Origin of the sequence: Sphingobium amiense (assembly GCF_003967075.1) — a bacterium.
GTDB classification, from domain to species: Bacteria; Pseudomonadota; Alphaproteobacteria; order Sphingomonadales; family Sphingomonadaceae; genus Sphingobium; species Sphingobium amiense.
On sequence record NZ_AP018664.1, the window covers coordinates 2,915,970 to 2,934,263 of the forward strand.

Genomic DNA, 18,294 nt, shown 5'->3' on the forward strand with positions numbered 1-18,294 from the left:
GCTTAAGCCTCCGCTTCTTCGCCAGCTTCACGCACGACGATGCGCACGCGGCTGAAGGGCTTGAGGATCCGGGTCGACTTGCCGCGGCCGCGGGCGTGGAAGCGCTTCAGGGTGAAGCTCTTGCCGACCGATGCTTCCGCGACGACCAGTGCGTCGACGTCCAGATTGTGATTGTTTTCCGCGTTGGCGATGGCCGAAGCCAGCACCTTGCGCACGTCGACCGCCATCGCCTTCTTGGAGAAAGCGAGGATGTTCAGCGCGTCCTCGACCTTGCGGCCGCGGATGAGCGTGGCGACGAGGTTCAGCTTCTGGGCCGAACCGCGGATCTGCGTGCCGACGGCGAGCGCTTCATTGTCGGCGACGCGACGGGGAGCCTTTTCCTTGCTCATCAGCGCTTGCCCTTCTTGTCGGCGGCGTGGCCGGGGAAGTAGCGGGTCGGGGCGAATTCGCCCAGCTTATGACCCACCATATCCTCGTTCACCAGCACCGGAACATGCTTGCGGCCGTTATAGACGTTGAACGTCAGGCCGACGAACTGCGGCAGGATCGTCGAACGGCGCGACCAGGTCTTGATGGGACCGGAGCGACCATTGGCGTCCTGGGCGACTTCCGCCTTCTTCAGAAGGCTGAGGTCCACGAACGGACCTTTCCAGACGGAACGAGCCATCTCGCTTACCTCTTCTTCTTCGCGTGGCGGCTACGGATGATGAACTTGTCCGTCGCCTTGTTGTGGCGGGTGCGGGCACCCTTGGTCGGCTTGCCCCACGGGGTCACCGGATGACGGCCGCCCGAGGTCCGGCCTTCGCCACCGCCGTGCGGGTGATCGACCGGGTTCTTCGCCACGCCGCGCGTCAGCGGGCGCTTGCCGAGCCAGCGGTTACGGCCGGCCTTGGCAAGGTTGGTGTTGGCGTTGTCGGGGTTCGACACGGCGCCAATGGTGCCCATGCAGTCCGAACGGATGTAGCGCTGCTCGCCCGAGGACAGGCGGACCATCACCATGCCGCGATCGCGACCGACGAGCTGGGCATAGGTGCCCGCCGAACGGCAGAGCTGACCGCCCTTGCCCGGCTTCATCTCGATATTGTGGATGATGGTGCCGACCGGCATCTGGCCCAGTTCCATCGCGTTGCCCGGCTTCACGTCGGTCTTCTTGCCCGCGATCACCTTGTCGCCCGGCGCGAGGCGCTGGGGAGCCAGGATATAGGCCTGGGTGCCGTCGGGATAGTTGACGAGCGCGATGAAGGCGGTGCGGTTGGGGTCATATTCCAGACGCTCGACCGTGCCTTCCACGTCCCACAGGCGACGCTTGAAGTCGATGATGCGATAGCGCTGCTTGTGACCGCCCGCGATGCCGCGCGAGGTCACATGACCCTTGTTGTTGCGCCCGCCGGTCTTGCGCTTGCCTTCGGTCAGCGCCTTGACGGGCTTGCCCTTGTGCAGGCTCGACTTGTCGACGAGGATCAGGCCGCGCTGGGCGGGGCTGGTCGGGTTGTAGCTCTTAAGCGCCATGATCAGCGCACTCCTTCGGTGATGTCGATCGACTGACCTTCGGCCAGACGAACGATCGCCTTCTTCACGTCGCTGCGCTTGTAGGGCTTGCCCTTCCAGCGCTTCGTCTTGCCCTTGGCGACCAGCGTGTTCACGCTGACGACGGTCTTGCCCCAGAGAGCCTCAATCGCGGCCTTGATCTCCGGCTTGGACGCGTCGTTGGCGACCTTGAAGACGTAGGCGTTGTTCTCGGAGAGAAGCGTCGACTTCTCGGTGATGACCGGCGAGACAATCACGTCGTAATGACGGTTGTCCACGGTCGCGGCTTCTTTCTTAGCCATTGAAACGCGCCTCCAGCTTTTCGACCGCGGCGCGCGTCAGCACCAGCGAATCCGCCTTAAGGATGTCGTAGACGTTGGCGCCAACGGCAGGCAGCAGGTCCACGCCGACGATGTTCGCCGAAGCCTTCGCAAAGCTGACGTTCACGGCGTCGCCGTCGATGAACAGCGCCTTGTTCAGGTTCAGCTTGGCGAGGTGCGCGACCAGAGCCTTGGTCTTGCCTTCCGCCACGTCGAGATTGTCGAGGACGATCAGCGAACCGTCCTTGGCCTTGGCCGACAGCGCCATCTTGAGACCCAGCGCACGCACCTTCTTGTTGAGGTCGTGACCGAAGTCGCGGGCGCGGGCGCCGTGCGCCTTACCGCCGCCGATAAAGATCGGCGCCTTGCGATCGCCGTGACGGGCGGTGCCGCCGCCTTTCTGACGACCGAACTTCTTGCCCGTGCGGGCCACGTCCGAACGCTCGCGGGTGGCGCGGGCGGGAGCGCGGCGCTTTTCAAGCTGCCAGGTGACGACGCGGTGCAGGATGTCGGTGCGAGGCTCGATACCGAACACGGCATCGTTCAGCTCCAGCTCACCGGCGGCTGCGGCGTCGAGGGTCTGTACATTGACCTTCATGGTTTAGCCCTCCTGGCCTTCGGTCGCTTCGGGAGCGGCTGCTTCTTCAGCAGGCGTCTCGGCCGGACCATTGTTGCTGTTGGCAGCAGCCTTGAGGCTGGCCGGATACGGCACATCGGCCGGGCGCTTCACCTTGACGGCGTCGGAGACGGTGAGCCAGGTGCCCTTGGCGCCCGGAACGCTGCCCTTGACGAACAGCAGGCCGCGCTCGACGTCGGTGCGGACGATCTCCAGATTCTGCTGGGTCCGCTCACGGTCGCCCATGTGGCCGGCCATCTTCTTGTTCTTGAAGACGCGGCCCGGGTCCTGGCGGTTACCGGTCGAACCGTGGGCACGGTGGCTGATCGACACGCCATGGGTGGCGCGCATGCCCCCGAAGCCCCAGCGCTTCATGGCACCGGCGAAGCCCTTACCCTGGGTGTGACCGGCGACGTCGACCAACTGGCCGGCGATGAAATGATCGGCCGCGATCTCGGCGCCGACATCGAGGAGCGCATCCTCGGCGACGCGGAATTCGACCAGACGCGCCTTCGGCTCCACTTCCGCCTTGGCGAAGTGACCGCGCTGCGGCTTGGCGACATTCTTGACCTTCGCGACGCCCGCGCCGAGCTGAACCGCGACATAGCCGTCGCGCTCGACTTCCTTGCGGGCCACGACCTGATTGCCCTCAAGGGCCAGAACCGTAACCGGTATATGACGTCCGTCCTCCTGGAACAGACGGGTCATCCCGACTTTCTTAGCGATCACGCCTGTGCGCATCACTGATTACTCCCATAGAGGCCCGCCGTAGCAGCGGGCGTATCCAACGAAAAAACCGCTCGGGATTCCTCCCGCGCGGCCCAACCCGAATATAGCGATCACCCCGTCAGGGTTGGATGCCGATCCCTCTCGGGAAAGGCGACGGGGGACCAGAGACCACGGACCTGACCGGTTCACCGGAGCGGCCGTGCGGTATCCCTTGTGTCGTTTGAGCTTCCGGCCCTACCCGAAGACAGGAGGCCGGAATGCCCGATACCCTGCCCTCCTTGCGGGTGGCAGGGACTTGCCAGCGATCAGGCCAGCTTGATTTCCACGTTCACGCCGGCAGCCAGATCCAGCTTCATCAGCGCGTCGACCGTCTGCGGCGTCGGCTGCACAATGTCAAGCATACGCTTGTAGGTACGGACCTCGAACTGCTCGCGCGACTTCTTGTCGATGTGCGGGCCACGGTTGACCGTGAACTTCTCGATGCGCGTCGGCAGGGGAATCGGACCGCGGATGAGGGCGCCGGTGCGGCGGGCGGTGTCGGCGATGTCGCCGGTCGCCTGATCGAGCACGCGATGATCGAACGCCTTGAGGCGAATGCGGATGTTGCTGTCCATAATTCCTGTACCGATGCGAAAGAGCCAAAAACCCACGCATTTTCAAAAATCAGCCGGAGCAGCCGTTGATTTGTAAAAATGCGCTCACAAAAAATATCCGCCTCTTCTTGCCCTTCTAGCTTTTTGGAAGCCGGAGAAAGGCGATCCGAGGCGGTTGAAAAAACCGAGCGGCGCGAATCGGGTGATCCGCGCCGCTGGGCCTATATTACTTCGAGATCGTGCCGACAACCCCTGCACCCACGGTGCGGCCGCCTTCGCGGATGGCGAAGCGGAGACCCGCGTCCATGGCGATCGGGGCGATCAGCTTGACGCCGAGCTTCACGTTGTCGCCGGGCATGACCATCTCGGTGCCTTCGGGCAGGATCACTTCGCCGGTCACGTCGGTGGTGCGGAAGTAGAACTGCGGACGATAGTTGGCGAAGAACGGCGTGTGACGGCCGCCTTCTTCCTTCGACAGCACGTAGACTTCGGCGTCGAATTCGGTGTGCGGGGTGATGGTGCCGGGCTTGGCCAGAACCTGACCGCGCTCGACTTCCTCACGCTTCACGCCGCGAACCAGCGCGCCGATATTGTCGCCCGCGCGACCTTCGTCGAGCAGCTTGCGGAACATTTCCACGCCGGTGACGGTGGTCTTGGCAGTGTCCTTGAGGCCGACGATCTCGACTTCCTCACCGACCTTCACGATGCCGGTTTCGACACGGCCGGTGACGACGGTGCCGCGACCCGAGATCGAGAACACGTCTTCGATCGGCATCAGGAACGCCTTGTCGACGGGACGCTCGGGCTGCGGAATGAATTCGTCGACGGCAGCCATCAGCTTGAGAACGGCGTTCTTGCCGATTTCGTCGTTCGAACCGTCCAGCGCCTTCACGGCCGAACCGGGGATGACGGGGATGTTGTCGCCGTCGAAATCGTAGCTGCTGAGCAGTTCGCGGATTTCCAGCTCGACCAGCTCGAGGATTTCGGCGTCGTCGACGAGGTCGACCTTGTTCATGAACACGACGAGCTGCGGCACGCCGACCTGACGGGCGAGCAGGATGTGCTCACGGGTCTGGGGCATCGGGCCGTCGGTGGCGGACACGACCAGGATCGCGCCGTCCATCTGGGCGGCACCGGTGATCATGTTCTTGACGTAGTCGGCGTGGCCGGGGCAGTCGACGTGCGCATAGTGGCGCGCTTCGGTCTCATACTCGACGTGCGCGGTCGAGATGGTGATGCCGCGTTCGCGCTCTTCGGGAGCCTTGTCGATGTTGGCGTAATCGACGAAGGTCGCGCCGCCGGTTTCGGCCAGCACCTTGGTGATCGCTGCGGTCAGCGAGGTCTTGCCATGGTCGACGTGACCGATGGTGCCGATGTTGCAGTGCGGCTTGTTCCGCTCAAACTTAGCCTTAGCCATTTTATCCTACCTTCTAATCAAAATCAGCTTTGGTCTGACCGCTCGGCCGCGCCTCGCGAAGGCGCGTCCATAGCAGCAAATTTCGAGATTACCAGCCCCTAACCGAGCCGTTCGCACGGCCCGGCCGGGGAAAGTCGTCAGGCCATCTTCGCCTTGACTTCGTCCGCCACATTCTGCGGCACTTCGTCATAGTGCGAGAAGATCATCGAGTAGTTCGCACGCCCCTGGGTGAACGAACGCAGCGAGTTCACATAGCCGAACATGTTGGCCAGCGGCACCATGGCTTCGACCACCTGCGCGTTGCCGCGGGTGTCGGTGCCCTGGATCTGGCCGCGGCGGCTGTTCATGTCGCCGATGACGTCGCCCAGATATTCCTCCGGGGTGACGACCTCGACCTTCATGACCGGCTCCAGCAGGGTGATGCCCGCCTTCTGCGCCGCTTCGCGCATCGCGGCGCGGCCGGTGATTTCGAACGCCAGCGCCGACGAGTCGACGTCGTGATAGGCGCCGTCGTAGAGCAGGATTTCGAAGTCGATGATCGGGAAGCCGATCAGCGAGCCGGTGGCGGCGGTTTCGCGCATGCCCTTTTCGATCGCGGGGATATATTCCTTGGGAATATTGCCGCCCTTGATCTCATCCTTGAAGATGATGCCCGCACCGCGTTCGCCCGGCGTCAGCTTCACCTTGATGCGGCCGAACTGGCCGGTGCCGCCCGACTGCTTCTTGTGGGTGTAGTCGACATCGACCGGCTTCTTGAGATATTCGCGATAGGCCACCTGCGGCGCGCCGACATTCGCCTCGACCTTGAACTCGCGCTTCATGCGGTCGACGAGGATTTCGAGGTGAAGTTCGCCCATGCCCTTGATGATGGTCTGGCCCGATTCGTGATCGGTCGAGACGCGGAACGAGGGATCTTCGGCGGCCAGACGGTTGAGCGCGACGCCCATCTTTTCCTGGTCGGCCTTGGTCTTGGGCTCCACCGACAGTTCGATGACCGGCTCGGGAAATTCCATCCGCTCCAGAATGATCGGCTGGCGCTCGGCGCACAGCGTGTCACCGGTGGTGGTTTCCTTCATGCCGGCCAGCGCGACGATGTCGCCGGCATAGGCCGTGTCGATGTCCTCGCGGCTGTTCGCATGCATCAGCAGCATGCGGCCGACCTTTTCCTTCTTGTCCTTGACCGAGTTCAGATAGGTGCCCTTGGTCAGGGTGCCCGAATAGACGCGCAGGAAGGTGAGCGAACCCACGAACGGGTCGTTCATGATCTTGAACGCAAGGCCCGAGAAGGGCGCGTCGTCCGCCGTCGCGCGGCTGTCGGGTTCCTCGGTGTCGGGGTTGATGCCCTGCACGTCGGGAATGTCGAGCGGCGAAGGCAGATAGTCGACAACGGCGTCGAGCAGCGGCTGCACGCCCTTGTTCTTGAACGCCGAACCGCACAGCACGGGCACGAACGACTGGTTCAGCGTGCCCTTGCGGATCAGCGCCTTCAGCGTCGCGGTGTCGGGCAGGTTGCCTTCCAGATAGGCTTCCATCGCCTCGTCGTCCTGCTCGACGGCCAGTTCGATCAGCTTTTCGCGATATTCGGCGGCCTTGTCGGCGAGATCGTCGGGGATCGCTTCATAGGTGAACTCGGCGCCGAGATTCTCATCCTTCCAGATGATCGCGCGATCGTTGACCAGATCGACCAGACCCTTGAAGTCGCTTTCCGCGCCGATGGGCAGATAGAGAACGGCCGGGGTCGCGCCCAGACGGTCGATGATCGTCTGCACGCAATAATAGAAATTGGCGCCGGTGCGGTCGAGCTTGTTGATGAAGCACATCCGCGGCACCTTGTACTTGTCCGCCTGACGCCACACCGTTTCCGACTGCGGCTCCACGCCCGCAACGCCGTCGAACGCAGCGACCGCGCCGTCGAGCACGCGCAGCGAACGCTCGACTTCGATGGTGAAGTCGACGTGGCCGGGGGTGTCGATGATGTTCAGCCGGTGCTCAAGCCCCTTGCCCTCATCGGCTTTCCACACACAGGTGGTCGCAGCCGACGTGATCGTGATCCCGCGCTCCTGCTCCTGCTCCATCCAGTCCATCGTGGCGGCGCCGTCATGGACTTCGCCGATCTTGTAGGACTTGCCGGTATAGTAAAGGATACGCTCGGTCGTGGTGGTCTTGCCGGCGTCGATGTGGGCCATGATGCCGAAGTTACGATAGCGTTCGAGCGGATGGCTGCGGGCCATGATGCTTCTCCGTTGCCGGCGCGCCGGCGGTTGGGGATTCGTTTAGGATGTGCGCGTGGCCCCTAAACCAATCCGTCCGCCATGGGTAGCACCCCTGACGAACGGACCGACTTTTAGGAACCTGATTGGGATGGCGGACATATAGGCGCCCGCCATGCCCCTTACCAGCGATAGTGCGAGAAGGCGCGGTTCGCTTCCGCCATGCGGTGCGTGTCTTCGCGCTTCTTGACCGCATTGCCGCGGTTGTTGGCAGCGTCCAGCAGCTCGCCCGACAGGCGCGCGGCCATCGTGGTTTCGCTGCGGTTGCGCGCGGCGGTGATGAGCCAGCGGATGGCCAGCGCCTGCGCGCGTTCGGGACGCACTTCGACGGGAACCTGATAGGTCGCACCGCCGACGCGGCGGCTGCGGACCTCGATGCCCGGCTTCACATTGTTCAGCGCATCGTGGAACATGCCGATCGGATCCTTCTTGGCGCGGGTCTCGACGGTTTCGAGAGCGCCATAGACGATCGATTCGGCAACGGCTTTCTTGCCGTCCTGCATGATGCTGTTCATGAACTTCGACAGCACGATGTCGCCGAACTTGGGGTCCGGCAGGATAACGCGCTTTTCGGGGCGACGACGACGTGACATGTTTCTGGTCTCCCCTTCTTACTTCGGACGCTTCGCGCCGTATTTGGAACGGCTCTGCTTGCGGTCCTTGACGCCCTGGGTATCCAGAACGCCGCGCAGCACGTGGTAACGCACACCGGGAAGGTCGCGAACGCGGCCGCCACGGATCAGCACGACCGAGTGCTCCTGAAGATTGTGGCCTTCACCCGGAATATAGGTGATGACTTCGCGCTGGTTGACCAGACGCACCTTCGCCACCTTGCGGAGCGCCGAGTTCGGCTTCTTCGGGGTCGTCGTGTAGACGCGGGTGCAAACGCCGCGCTTCTGCGGGTTCGCTTCCATGGCAGGGACCTTGGACTTGGTCTTCTGCAATTCGCGGCCCTTGCGGACCAGCTGGTTGATCGTTGGCATGAAGCCCTTCACCTTTTCAGTTACTTTACCGGCATTCCCGCGTCTGTGCGGCCTGACGGAGATTCCGCCAAACAGCAAAGGCCCCGGTGGGCGTGAAAGCCCCCTGGAGCCGCAAGAGCACCCGGCAATGTTCAGCTCTAATGTCGCTCAGCCGATAGTCGCAGGGAGACGAGTCTTCGCACGGCAGGCCGCTGGGCAGCCGCGCCTATAGCGACGCGCGCCCACAGGGTCAACCCGCCCCCGCCCTTCCGCTTTTCCCCGCCGGAAGCCTTCGTGGTTAGGAAAATCGTAACGGCGATTCCGGTAATACGGCCTCTCCTCAGCCCGGACACGATGTGACTGACATTTCTACCTTTACCGGCGAATTCCGCAGCCGTGAACGGGAGGCGGCCTTCCAGGCAGAGCGCGTGCCCGAGTCGTGCCGCCACGCACGCCGCCTCTTCCTGCTGTCCGTCCTGCTCAACGCCCTGTTCCTCATCAGCGACTGGCGCTTTGCCGGAACGCCGCATTTCTGGGTCGCCGTGCCCGCGCGCGTCGCCATCGTGGTCTGGTCGCTCGCATGTCTGTATCTCTGCCGCCGGGTCACGACCTTCCCCGCGCTCGTGCGGCTGTGCGCGGTCTGGCAGGTGGTGACGGCGATCGGCGTCGCCTTTCTGGTGAGTTCGCGCAGCGACATCGCGATCTTCGTGCTCGTCATGCTGCCGCTGGTCTTCTATCTGGTGGTGCCGACCAGCTTTCGCGGCAATGCGGGCGGCGGGCTCGTCTGCGCGCTCATCCTGCTGACGGGCTATGCCGCGCCCGCGCCCCATTCCGCCACCCTGCCCGGCATGGCGATGGCGCTTCTCATCCTCCACTGCGGCATGTGCATCGCCGTCGTGCGCAGCAATCGCCTGCAACGGCAGGAATGGGTGGCCATGCACGCCGCGCGCAGGGCGCAGGATGCGCTGGCCACGGGCCGCGATACGCTGGAGCGCATGTTCATGGCGGTTCCGCTGCCCCTGCTCGTCACGCGCAAGGATGGCAGCATCGTCCGGCAGAATCGCGCGGCGCAGGAAGCCTATGGCGGGGGCGCAGCCACCGTGCTGGCCAGCGCTGACCAGTGCTATGTCGACGCGGCGGAGCGGAGCGCGCTGGTCCATCACCTGCTGCGCGAAGAAGCCATCGACAATTTCGAATGCCGCCTGCGTCGCGGCGACGGGGCGATCCGCAACGCGCTGCTGTCTTCCCGGCCGGTCATGATCGACGGCGAAACCTGCTTCATGACCAGTGTCGTCGATATTACGGACCGCAAGGCGGCCGAGCGGCATCTGGAACGGCAGGCGATGACCGACGCCCTTACCGGCCTTGCCAACCGCACCCATTTCCTGAAAGCGCTGGACGAGGCGACGACGCGTCCCGGCGGGGGGAGCCGGAGGGCCAGCCATGCCGCCGTGCTGCTGATCGACCTCGACGAATTCAAGCGCGTCAACGATACGGCGGGGCACGCCGCCGGTGACGCGCTGCTGTGCGCCGTGGCCGAACGGCTGCGCGACGCGTTACGGCCGGGCGACCTGATCGCCCGGATGGGCGGCGACGAATTCGCGGTGCTGCTGACCCGGCTGACGGGCGCGCGGGCGCTTCACCCGCTGCTGGCGCGCATTACCGAGCATCTCCATGCGCCCTTCAGCCACGATGGCCGCCCGATCGACTGCCGCGCCAGCATCGGCGTGGCAATGTTTCCCGATCACGGACGGGACAGCGCCTCGCTCATCAAACATGCCGACATCGCGCTCTATGACGCGAAGGATAATGGCCGGGGCCGCGCGACCCTGTTCGGGCCGGAACTGCTGACCCACTGGCAAAGCGAAGTGGCGATGCTGGACCGGGCGCGCGACCTGCTGGCGCGCGACGCCGCCTGCGCCTGGTATCAGCCCAAGGTCGCGCTCGACAGCGGCGCCATCATAGGGTTCGAAGCGCTGTTCCGCTCCCCAACACCCGGCGGCGGCATCGTCATGCCGTGCGACATCGCCGCCGCCTTCGAACATCCCGAACTCGGCCCCGCCATCACCGACCAGATGATCCGCCACATCGTGCGCGATTGCGCGCGCTGGCGGGCGGGCGGCCTCGATGTCGGCCATGTCGCGATCAACCTGTCAGGCGCGGACCTCGACGACAGCGGATTCCACGACCGCCTGCTCGACCGCCTGAATGAAGCGGGCCTCCCGACATCCACCATCGAACTGGAAGTTACCGAATCGGTGTTTCTGGGCCGTAACGCGGATCGTGTGGCGCGCACGCTCAAGCGCCTGAGCGGTCAGGGCATCGCCATCGCGCTGGACGATTTCGGCACCGGCTATGCCTCGTTATCCCACCTCAAGCAGTTTCCGATCGACGTCATCAAGATCGACCGCCAGTTCGTGCGCGATCTCGAAACCGATCCGGACGACGCCGCCATCGTGCGGGCGGTGCTGAATCTGGCTTACAGCCTTGGGATCAGGACGGTGGCCGAAGGCGTCGAGACGCCGCAGCAGGTGGACTATCTGCGCGCGGGCGGGTGCCATGTCGGCCAGGGATTCCATTTCAGCCCGGCGGTTTCTCCCGCCGCCGCCGAGACGATGCTGCGCGCGGCGCAGGTGGCCCGGCGCTGATCGGCGCATCCTAGCTGCAGGACCGATCCTGCCGTCTGCCGGTCAGGCGTTACCGATGCGGTCGGCGTAGAGCATCCGTCCCGGCCCCATCATGCCCAGAACCTGCGGCACCAGATGCGGCGCGACGGCGAAGCAGCCTTCGGACCGGCCGCACTTGCCCCATGCGGCGACATGATCCTCACTTACATAGTCGGCGCCGTGGATGACGATGGCGCGGGTCTCCGCATTGCTGTTCTGCGGATCGAGACCGATGAGGCGCATCGAGCGGCCATGCTGCCCGAAATACATGTCGCCGGTCTTGAACGCGCCCTGACTGCTGGCCAGCGAATTGGGTTCGTTGGAAAAGCTGTGCAGCCAGCCGGAATGGGCGGGATCGGAGCCGCGACCGTGCGAGACCAGATAGCTGCTCGTCTGCCCGCCGATGAGATCGACGATGTGCATCCGCATATCGCGTGAGGGCGCATCGAAATCGACGATGGCGACCCTGTCGCGCAGTTCGAAATGATGCGCGTGATTGTCGAGCGCGGCCTTAGCCCGCTCCAGCAGCGGCGCGTAGGGCTTGGCGGCGACGGCCTTCGGCGTGGCGGGAACCGGAGCCAGACTGGCGGGTTCAGCCATCGTCGGCAGAGCGGCGCGACCCATGCTGTCCGACAGAAACGAAAAGGCGAGTCCGCTTAAAGCGAACTTCGTAAAATTGCGGCGATCCATGACCGCCGTATAACAAATGCTGCGCTCTGTTTGAAGACCGGGGCGGCGGCCTTCATTCGCCTGTCCTGCTCGCCTCGTCCGCAGGCTGGCTCTGTTCGCCGCCTTCGGGCAGCCGGGCCGTCATGCCGGTCGCTTCGGCATCGTCGAGAATCTGCTGCTGTTCCGACACGGATGGCGGCGGCGCGGCCGGAGTCGCGGCGGCGTTGTTCTGCGGTTCGGGCAGCGGCGCGTCGGGTTCGTCGACGATGAAATTTTCGACCGGCGGCTCGACCAGATTGTTGGTCGCAGGCGCCTCTTCCTCCTTCTTGCCGCAGGCAGCGAGGATCAGCGTGCCGGCAAGGGCAATGAGGGCGATTTTGCGCATGGAACGTCAGTCCTTCGATGCAAGGGAGGGGGATGGCGCGGCGGTCGGATCGACCCGGCGGCTCGACGCCTCGATCTTCGACGCGAGCAGCTTGTCCCAGCCATAGGGGTCGGCGCGGAAGCTGACCACGCCGTCATTGTTGGCGAAGGCGGTCCAGTAGAGCAGATAGACCGCGACTTCCTTCGGCAACGAAACCCGCTGCGTCTTGCCCTCGTCGATCAGGGCCTGGATCTGTCCGTCGAGCGTCGGGTCGCCCGCCACCATCTGCTCGGCGAGCGCCACGGGCTTTTCGAGGCGGATGCAGCCATGGCTCGCCAGCCGGTCATAGCTGGCGAACTTCCCGCGCGAGGGCGTGTCGTGCAGGTAGACGGCGAAGGGGTTGTTGAAATCGAACTTCAACCGGCCCAGCGCGCTGTTGGGACCGGCGGGCTGCACGATCCGCTCGCCGCCCTCGGGCGTCTTGATGATCTTGTAACCCTGCTTGAGGAGGGTCGCGCGGCCCTTGGGAAACAGTTCGCGCTTCGCGATCGACATCGGAACGTTCCATGGCGGATTGACGACGATCGAATGGATGCTCGACGCCAGCATCGGCGTTGCATTGTCCGGGCTGCCGGTGACGGCCCGCATCGAGCTGACCGGCTGGTCGCCTTCGAACACCGTCAGCACGGCGGCGGCGATGTTCACCTGCACCCGGTTGACCGGCAGGCTGCGCGGCATCCAGCGCCAGCGTTCCATATTCGCCATGATCGCGGCGATCCGGTCGTCCACCCCGATATTGAGAGCGGCCAGCGTGCGCGTGTCGAGAGTGCCGGTGGGGTTGAGGCCATAGCGGCGCTGCGCCCGCTGGATCACCGCAGTCAGCGGCTCGCCGGGCGTCACCGCCGGATCTTCCAGCGCGATGCGCCTGCGCACCGCATCGGCGGGAGAAGTCGCCGCCAGCGACGGCCAGCCGCCCTTGTCGCGGATCGCCTCATATCGGGCAAGACCCTTGCGCAGCGTCTCATAGCCCGCCCAGGGCGGCGTCAGTCCGCTGGCCCACTGCGCCAGCCGGTCCTCGCTCACCGCCCTGGCGAGGCCGGGCCGGGGATCGAAGGCCGCGGGGCGCAGCGCCCAGATGTCGAGGAAGTCGGCGGTATCGACCCGCCCGGTCCCCAGCGCCTTCGCCCGGTCGAGCAGCGCCGTCACCAGCGCGTCGCCCTTCAGGGCTACGCTGTCCTTCTGCCGCGCCATCAGCCCCTGCGCCGCGCCGTTCTTCAGCCACTGGTTCGCCCATGCCTCCTGCGCCGGAGAGAGAGCGGGGATCGGCACCGGCGGCGGTGGGGCGGGAACGGGCTGGACGGTGGGCGGCGCCAGCGTCGGGGCGACGGCGGGGGGCGGGGTCTGGGCGGAAAGAGGAAGGGAAGACAGGCCGGCAAGCGCCAGCAGGGGCAAACGGATCATCATGGGACGGTTCATGCTGGACCAGATAGCGCAAAGCGGCCATCGTTCAAATCGCGATAGCCCGAAAAGATCATGCTGCACGTTGTTCACCACCCCGCCTATGTCTCGCCTGCAACACCCGGCAGCGGCTTTCGTTTCGACAAATATGGGCTGGTGATGGATGCGCTGGCGGAAAGCGGTGCGCCGTTCCTTCGCCACACGCCCCAACCGATGCCGCGCCGCTGGATCGAGGCGGTCCATGATCCCGTCTATGTCGAGGAAGTGCTGAGCCTGACCGTGCCCGCCGCCAAGGAACGGCGCATCGGCTTTCCCGTGACGGAGCGGGTGATGCGCCGCTCGCTGCTGTCGCCGGGCGGCACATGGGCGGCGGCCAAGCTGGCGCAGCAGCATGGCTATGCCGCCAATGCCGCGGGCGGGAGCCATCATGCGCTGGCCGATACGGGCGCGGGCTATTGCGTGTTCAACGATCTGGCCATCGCCGCCAGCCGCCTGATCGCGGAAGGGGACGCGGCGCGCATCCTGATTCTCGACCTCGACGTGCATCAGGGGGACGGCACCGCGTCGCTGCTGGCGGGACGGAGCGACATCTTCACCCTGTCGGTCCATGCGGAGAAGAATTTCCCGGTGAGGAAGGCGCGCTCGACGCTCGACATCGGGCTGCCCGACGGGACGGGCGATGACGCCTATCTGGCGACGGTGCGCGACGTGCTGCCCCGCGTGCTCGACGATTTCGGGCCGGATCTCATCCTCTATCAGGCCGGAGTGGACCCCCATGGCGAGGACCGGCTGGGGCGGCTGGCGCTGACCGACGAGGGGCTGGCGGCGCGGGACCGTTTCGTCGTCGCGCAGGCGCTGGGGCGGTGCATCCCGGTCGCCAGCACCATGGGCGGCGGCTATGGCGCGGACCGGATGGCGGTCGCCCGCCGCCACGCCGCCTGCATGATCCGCATGGCGGACGAAGCGGTCAGTGCAGCGTATCGGCGCCCGTGACCGTCGCCCTGCTCTCCATCAGCTTCGCCGCAACCAGCCCGGCGAGCGCCAGACCGACGAAATCGCTGAACGCGAGATAGAGGATATAGCCCCACGGCGCATGGTTGAACACGGCCTGCCCGATGTCCATCCACAGCACGGCCGCGAGCGCGAAGAACACCGCCGCGCGCACCCGGCTGACAAAGTCGGGAAGCGCCAGCCGCAGCGCCAGTGCGATCAGCAGCCCGACGATCAGCGACAGGATCAGACCGCCGATCAGCGACGCTCCGTCCATCACGGGAAAGCCGCTGCTGTTGTAGAAGATCTGCGCCACCGGCCCGCGTCCGTAGAGGATGGTGCCCTGCGCGGTGGAGGGATCGGGGATGACATAGACGCCGGTGCCGCTGGCGTTGAGCGCCTGCGCCAGCGCGGCCTGCAGATTGGCGCTCGCCTGATCGTCCGCCCGGCTCATGGCGATGGCGGACAGCGGCGTGCCCCAGAAGATAAAGCCGGTGACGAACAAGGCCAGCCCGCCCAGCAGGCCGCCGATCACGGAACGAAGCATATCTGCCCTCCCCCTGTTTCGATGCAAAAGGTTCGCGCATCAACGCAGGGGACGCAACTTCTTTCCGCTGGCGGATCAGTCCTTCGGGCGGGCCGCCTTTTCGGCGATGCCCGATATGCCCTCGCGCCGCTCCAGTTCGTCGAGCACCGCGTCGAACGGCACGTCCATGTCGGCGAGCAGCAGCAGCAGGTGGAAGAGCAGGTCCGCGCTTTCTCCGACCACTTCGTCGCGGTGTCCGGCCATGGCGGCGATAACGGTCTCGACCGCTTCCTCGCCCACCTTCTGCGCGATCTTGGCGCGGCCCTTGTGCGCCATCTTCGCGACATAGGAGGATGCCGGGTCGGCGCTTCGCCGATCCCGGATCGTGGCTTCAAGCTGGTGCAGGGTCGAGCGCATGGGCAAGCCTCACTGGCGGGGTGGAACGGGCGTGCGCACCGGCACCCCGGCGGCGGCGAGCGCGGCATGGGCTTCGCCCACGCTATGCTGGCCGAAGTGGAAGATGGAAGCGGCCAGCACCGCGCTGGCATGACCTTCGACCACGCCTTCGACCAGATGGTCGAGCGTGCCGACACCCCCGCTTGCGATCACCGGCACCGACACGGCATCGGCAATGGCGCGGGTCAGCGCCAGATCATAGCCGCGCTTCGTGCCGTCGCCGTCCATCGAGGTGACGAGCAGTTCGCCTGCGCCAAGCTCTGCGAGCCGGGCGGCATGGTCCAGCGCGTCGATCCCGGTCGGCCTGCGCCCGCCATGGGTGAAGATTTCCCAGCGCCCTTCGCCCACGCGCCGCGCGTCCACCGATCCGACGATGCACTGGCTGCCGAAGCGGTCGGCGATGTCGGCGACCAGTTCGGGCCGAGCGACCGCCGCGCTGTTGACCGCCACCTTGTCCGCGCCCGCCAGCAGCAGCGCGCGCGCATCCTCGGGCGTCCGCACGCCGCCGCCGACCGTCACGGGCATGAAGCACACTTCCGCCGTGCGCCGCACCACGTCGAGGATCGTGCCCCGCGCCTCATGCGTGGCGGTGATGTCGAGGAAGCAGAGTTCGTCGGCGCCCGCCGCGTCGTACAGCCGCGCCTGCTCGACCGGATCGCCCGCGTCTTTCAGGTCGACGAAATTGACGCCCTTCACCACGCGGCCGCCCGCGACATCGAGGCAGGGAATGACGCGGGTGCGGACGGTCATGGCCTCACGCCGCCGCCTGCGCCACTGCGAGCGCGGTCCTGAGGTCGAGCCTCCCGTCATAAAGCGCGCGGCCGGTGATGACGCCTTCAATTCCTTCGTCGGCATGGAGGCTGAGGATGCGAATGTCGGCGATGCCCGCCACGCCGCCGCTCGCGATCACCGGGATGTCGGTCGCGCGGGCGAGGTCCACGGTCGCGTCGATATTGCATCCCTTGAGCAGCCCGTCGCGGCCCACATCGGTGAAGAGCAGGCTGGCGACGCCCGCATCCTCGAACCGGCGGGCGAGGTCGATGACGGGCATGTCGCTCTTTTCCGCCCAGCCGTCGGTCGCGACGAAGCCGTCGCGCGCATCCACCGCGACGACGATGCCGCCGGGAAAGTCGCGCGCCGCCGCCTTCACGAAAGCGGGGTCCTTGAGCGCCGCCGTGCCAATGACGATGCGCGAGACGCCAAGGTCGAACCAGCGCTCCACCGCCTCGCGGTTGCGGATGCCGCCACCGAGCTGGACATGGCCCGGAAAGGCTTCGACGATCGCTTCGACCGCTACGGCATTGACGGCATGGCCCGCGAAGCTGCCGTCGAGATCGACGACATGCAGATGCTGCGCCCCGGCCTGCGCGAACAGGACGGCCTGCGCCGCGGGATCGTCGCCATAGACGGTCGCGCGGTCCATATCGCCTTCGGCAAGGCGAACGACCTGTCCGCCCTTGAGGTCGATGGCGGGGAAGACGATGAGGCTCACGGACGCCACTCCAGGAAACGGGTGAGGAAGGAAAGGCCGTAGCGCTGGCTCTTTTCCGGGTGGAACTGGCAGCCGACGATCGTGTCGCGCGCGACCGCAGCGACCAGTGGGCCGCCATGGTCGGTCAGCGCGGCGACATGCGCCGGATCGGCGGCGTCGAAATGATAGCTGTGCAGGAAATAGGCCTCCCCGCCTTCCAGCAGCCCGGGCGCGGCGGCGGTCAGGCGCACATCGTTCCAGCCCATGTGCGGCACCTTGACGGCGGGGTCGGCAGGCTCGATCCGCCGCACTGTGCCGGGCACCCAGCCCAGCCCCTCATGCCGCCCGAACTCTTCGCCCGCGTCGGCCAGCAACTGCATGCCCACGCACACGCCCAGGAAGGGCACGCCCCGCGTCCGCACCGCATCGCCCATCGCCTCGACCATGCCGGGTATGGCCACCAGCGCGTCGCGGCAGGCGCGGAAGGCACCCACGCCCGGCAGGACGATGCGGTCGGCGGTACGGACGACTTCGGCGTCTGCGGTGATGACGACATCCCGCGCGCCCGCCTTGCGCAGCGCATTGTGCACCGAATGGAGGTTGCCCGCGCCATAGTCGATCAGCGCAACGGTCATCGCGTTACAGCATGCCCTTGGTCGACGGGATCGCGTCGGCCTTGCGCGGGTCGATCTCCACCGCCTGCCGAAGCGCGCGGGCCAGCCCCTTGAACGCGCTTTCGACGATATGGTGGTTGTTGCTGCCGTAAAGATTTTCGATGTGCAGCGTGACGCCCGCCGCCTGTGCGAAGCTGTGGAAGAAATGCTCCACCATCTCCGCGTCCCACTCGCCGATCTTCTCGACGGTGAAGGGGAGTTTGCACACCAGCCAGGGGCGGCCCGAAATGTCGAGCGCAACGCGCGTCAGCGTCTCGTCCATGGGCGAATAGACGCTGCCGTAGCGGGAAATGCCGCGCTTGTCGCCGAGCGCCTTCGCCACCGCCTCGCCGATGGCGATGGCCGTATCCTCGGTCGTGTGATGCTGGTCGACATGAAGGTCGCCCACCGTCTTCACGTCCATGTCTATGAGCGAGTGGCGCGAAAGCTGCTCGATCATATGGTCGAGGAAGCCGATGCCGGTCGACACCGTATAGAGGCCCGTGCCGTCCAGATTGACGGTCACGTCGATGCGGGTTTCCGCAGTGTTGCGGTGAATTTCGGCCGTGCGCATGGCCGCCCTATAGCGCCTCGCGCCCATCATGCA

22 protein-coding genes are annotated in these 18,294 nt (G+C 65.7%); 2 read left to right on the top strand and 20 right to left on the bottom strand.

The features are described 5' to 3' along the window. Nucleotides 1–2: 2 nt before the first annotated feature. The 11 genes from rplV to rpsL form a co-directional block, all read right to left on the bottom strand. Entirely contained in the window at nt 3–389 is a 387-nt protein-coding gene (gene rplV / locus SAMIE_RS14180) for a 50S ribosomal protein L22 (RefSeq protein ID WP_004208717.1), read from the bottom strand. Then, a complete protein-coding gene (gene rpsS / locus SAMIE_RS14185) occupies nt 389–667 on the bottom strand; it encodes a 30S ribosomal protein S19 (RefSeq protein WP_066700951.1) in 279 nt (92 codons plus the stop codon). The genes rplV and rpsS overlap by 1 nt, the downstream gene beginning before the upstream one ends. A gap of 5 nt (nt 668–672) precedes the next feature. Beyond that, nucleotides 673–1,509: a 50S ribosomal protein L2 gene (rplB, locus tag SAMIE_RS14190; RefSeq protein WP_066700952.1), complete on the bottom strand. Its 837-nt coding sequence runs from the start codon at nt 1,507–1,509 to the stop codon at nt 673–675. Between the two features lie 2 nt (nt 1,510–1,511). Next, entirely contained in the window at nt 1,512–1,829 is a 318-nt protein-coding gene (locus SAMIE_RS14195; protein WP_066700953.1) for a 50S ribosomal protein L23, read from the bottom strand. After that, nucleotides 1,822–2,445 (bottom strand): 50S ribosomal protein L4, encoded by a 624-nt coding sequence (rplD, locus tag SAMIE_RS14200; RefSeq protein WP_066700954.1) that lies wholly within the window; start codon nt 2,443–2,445, stop codon nt 1,822–1,824. Before rplD ends, SAMIE_RS14195 begins: the two co-directional genes overlap by 8 nt. Nucleotides 2,446–2,448: 3 nt before the next feature. Further along, entirely contained in the window at nt 2,449–3,204 is a 756-nt protein-coding gene (rplC, locus tag SAMIE_RS14205; RefSeq protein WP_066700955.1) for a 50S ribosomal protein L3, read from the bottom strand. 293 nt (nt 3,205–3,497) lie between these two features. After that, nucleotides 3,498–3,806, bottom strand: coding sequence for a 30S ribosomal protein S10 (rpsJ, locus tag SAMIE_RS14210; RefSeq protein ID WP_007686587.1), 309 nt, complete (start codon nt 3,804–3,806; stop codon nt 3,498–3,500). A gap of 205 nt (nt 3,807–4,011) precedes the next feature. Then, nucleotides 4,012–5,202 carry an elongation factor Tu gene (gene tuf / locus SAMIE_RS14215; protein ID WP_066700956.1) on the bottom strand — a complete coding sequence of 397 codons (1,191 nt, stop codon included), beginning with the start codon at nt 5,200–5,202 and terminating at the stop codon, nt 4,012–4,014. Nucleotides 5,203–5,339: 137 nt separating this feature from the next. Then, the gene (fusA, locus tag SAMIE_RS14220) at nt 5,340–7,433 is read right to left on the bottom strand and encodes an elongation factor G (RefSeq protein ID WP_066700957.1); all 2,094 of its coding nucleotides are present in this window, start codon (nt 7,431–7,433) and stop codon (nt 5,340–5,342) included. 161 nt (nt 7,434–7,594) lie between these two features. Further along, on the bottom strand, nt 7,595–8,065 hold the full coding sequence (rpsG, locus tag SAMIE_RS14225) for a 30S ribosomal protein S7 (protein ID WP_021227559.1): 471 nt from the start codon (nt 8,063–8,065) through the stop codon (nt 7,595–7,597). 18 nt (nt 8,066–8,083) lie between these two features. Beyond that, nucleotides 8,084–8,455: a 30S ribosomal protein S12 gene (gene rpsL / locus SAMIE_RS14230; RefSeq protein WP_007686591.1), complete on the bottom strand. Its 372-nt coding sequence runs from the start codon at nt 8,453–8,455 to the stop codon at nt 8,084–8,086. 335 nt (nt 8,456–8,790) lie between these two features. Here rpsL and SAMIE_RS14235 point away from each other — a divergent pair, with 335 nt between their 5' ends. Then, complete coding sequence (locus tag SAMIE_RS14235; protein ID WP_066700958.1) at nt 8,791–11,082, top strand: putative bifunctional diguanylate cyclase/phosphodiesterase; 2,292 nt, start codon at nt 8,791–8,793, stop codon at nt 11,080–11,082. 42 nt (nt 11,083–11,124) lie between these two features. Here SAMIE_RS14235 and SAMIE_RS14240 read toward each other — a convergent pair whose 3' ends face one another. The 3 genes from SAMIE_RS14240 to SAMIE_RS14250 are packed head-to-tail and all read right to left on the bottom strand — an operon-like array spanning nt 11,125 to nt 13,609. Beyond that, a complete protein-coding gene (locus SAMIE_RS14240) occupies nt 11,125–11,790 on the bottom strand; it encodes a murein L,D-transpeptidase catalytic domain family protein (RefSeq protein ID WP_066700959.1) in 666 nt (221 codons plus the stop codon). A gap of 52 nt (nt 11,791–11,842) precedes the next feature. Beyond that, the gene (locus SAMIE_RS14245) at nt 11,843–12,154 is read right to left on the bottom strand and encodes a hypothetical protein (RefSeq protein ID WP_066700960.1); all 312 of its coding nucleotides are present in this window, start codon (nt 12,152–12,154) and stop codon (nt 11,843–11,845) included. A gap of 6 nt (nt 12,155–12,160) precedes the next feature. Next, nucleotides 12,161–13,609 (bottom strand): L,D-transpeptidase family protein, encoded by a 1,449-nt coding sequence (locus tag SAMIE_RS14250; RefSeq protein ID WP_066700961.1) that lies wholly within the window; start codon nt 13,607–13,609, stop codon nt 12,161–12,163. Nucleotides 13,610–13,666: 57 nt separating this feature from the next. Between SAMIE_RS14250 and SAMIE_RS14255 the strand changes: the two genes are divergently transcribed. Beyond that, a complete protein-coding gene (locus SAMIE_RS14255) occupies nt 13,667–14,584 on the top strand; it encodes a histone deacetylase family protein (RefSeq protein ID WP_066700962.1) in 918 nt (305 codons plus the stop codon). Here the strand turns inward: SAMIE_RS14255 and SAMIE_RS14260 are convergent. The 6 genes from SAMIE_RS14260 to hisB all read right to left on the bottom strand — a co-directional run bounded on the left by SAMIE_RS14260 (nt 14,559) and on the right by hisB (nt 18,261). Further along, on the bottom strand, nt 14,559–15,128 hold the full coding sequence (locus SAMIE_RS14260) for a hypothetical protein (RefSeq protein WP_066700963.1): 570 nt from the start codon (nt 15,126–15,128) through the stop codon (nt 14,559–14,561). The genes SAMIE_RS14255 and SAMIE_RS14260 overlap by 26 nt on opposite strands. A 75-nt stretch (nt 15,129–15,203) precedes the next feature. Beyond that, nucleotides 15,204–15,524 (bottom strand): phosphoribosyl-ATP diphosphatase, encoded by a 321-nt coding sequence (locus SAMIE_RS14265; RefSeq protein ID WP_066700964.1) that lies wholly within the window; start codon nt 15,522–15,524, stop codon nt 15,204–15,206. Between the two features lie 9 nt (nt 15,525–15,533). Then, a complete protein-coding gene (gene hisF, locus SAMIE_RS14270) occupies nt 15,534–16,313 on the bottom strand; it encodes an imidazole glycerol phosphate synthase subunit HisF (RefSeq protein WP_066700965.1) in 780 nt (259 codons plus the stop codon). A gap of 4 nt (nt 16,314–16,317) precedes the next feature. Beyond that, nucleotides 16,318–17,055, bottom strand: a complete 738-nt coding sequence (gene hisA / locus SAMIE_RS14275) for a 1-(5-phosphoribosyl)-5-[(5-phosphoribosylamino)methylideneamino]imidazole-4-carboxamide isomerase (protein WP_066700966.1) — start codon at nt 17,053–17,055, stop codon at nt 16,318–16,320. Next, on the bottom strand, nt 17,052–17,669 hold the full coding sequence (gene hisH, locus SAMIE_RS14280) for an imidazole glycerol phosphate synthase subunit HisH (protein WP_066700967.1): 618 nt from the start codon (nt 17,667–17,669) through the stop codon (nt 17,052–17,054). The genes hisA and hisH overlap by 4 nt, the downstream gene beginning before the upstream one ends. A gap of 4 nt (nt 17,670–17,673) precedes the next feature. Continuing rightward, complete coding sequence (hisB, locus tag SAMIE_RS14285) at nt 17,674–18,261, bottom strand: imidazoleglycerol-phosphate dehydratase HisB (protein WP_066701034.1); 588 nt, start codon at nt 18,259–18,261, stop codon at nt 17,674–17,676. Nucleotides 18,262–18,294 lie beyond the last annotated feature (33 nt).

Coding starts and splice junctions, on each gene's coding strand:
- rplV (WP_004208717.1), bottom strand. CDS start 389: ATGAGCAAGGAAAAGGCTCCCCGTCGCGTCGCCGACAATGAAGCGCTC.
- rpsS (WP_066700951.1), bottom strand. CDS start 667: ATGGCTCGTTCCGTCTGGAAAGGTCCGTTCGTGGACCTCAGCCTTCTG.
- rplB (WP_066700952.1), bottom strand. CDS start 1,509: ATGGCGCTTAAGAGCTACAACCCGACCAGCCCCGCCCAGCGCGGCCTG.
- SAMIE_RS14195 (WP_066700953.1), bottom strand. CDS start 1,829: ATGGCTAAGAAAGAAGCCGCGACCGTGGACAACCGTCATTACGACGTG.
- rplD (WP_066700954.1), bottom strand. CDS start 2,445: ATGAAGGTCAATGTACAGACCCTCGACGCCGCAGCCGCCGGTGAGCTG.
- rplC (WP_066700955.1), bottom strand. CDS start 3,204: ATGCGCACAGGCGTGATCGCTAAGAAAGTCGGGATGACCCGTCTGTTC.
- rpsJ (WP_007686587.1), bottom strand. CDS start 3,806: ATGGACAGCAACATCCGCATTCGCCTCAAGGCGTTCGATCATCGCGTG.
- tuf (WP_066700956.1), bottom strand. CDS start 5,202: ATGGCTAAGGCTAAGTTTGAGCGGAACAAGCCGCACTGCAACATCGGC.
- fusA (WP_066700957.1), bottom strand. CDS start 7,433: ATGGCCCGCAGCCATCCGCTCGAACGCTATCGTAACTTCGGCATCATG.
- rpsG (WP_021227559.1), bottom strand. CDS start 8,065: ATGTCACGTCGTCGTCGCCCCGAAAAGCGCGTTATCCTGCCGGACCCC.
- rpsL (WP_007686591.1), bottom strand. CDS start 8,455: ATGCCAACGATCAACCAGCTGGTCCGCAAGGGCCGCGAATTGCAGAAG.
- SAMIE_RS14240 (WP_066700959.1), bottom strand. CDS start 11,790: ATGGATCGCCGCAATTTTACGAAGTTCGCTTTAAGCGGACTCGCCTTT.
- SAMIE_RS14245 (WP_066700960.1), bottom strand. CDS start 12,154: ATGCGCAAAATCGCCCTCATTGCCCTTGCCGGCACGCTGATCCTCGCT.
- SAMIE_RS14250 (WP_066700961.1), bottom strand. CDS start 13,609: ATGAACCGTCCCATGATGATCCGTTTGCCCCTGCTGGCGCTTGCCGGC.
- SAMIE_RS14255 (WP_066700962.1), top strand. CDS start 13,667: ATGCTGCACGTTGTTCACCACCCCGCCTATGTCTCGCCTGCAACACCC.
- SAMIE_RS14260 (WP_066700963.1), bottom strand. CDS start 15,128: ATGCTTCGTTCCGTGATCGGCGGCCTGCTGGGCGGGCTGGCCTTGTTC.
- SAMIE_RS14265 (WP_066700964.1), bottom strand. CDS start 15,524: ATGCGCTCGACCCTGCACCAGCTTGAAGCCACGATCCGGGATCGGCGA.
- hisF (WP_066700965.1), bottom strand. CDS start 16,313: ATGACCGTCCGCACCCGCGTCATTCCCTGCCTCGATGTCGCGGGCGGC.
- hisH (WP_066700967.1), bottom strand. CDS start 17,669: ATGACCGTTGCGCTGATCGACTATGGCGCGGGCAACCTCCATTCGGTG.
- hisB (WP_066701034.1), bottom strand. CDS start 18,261: ATGCGCACGGCCGAAATTCACCGCAACACTGCGGAAACCCGCATCGAC.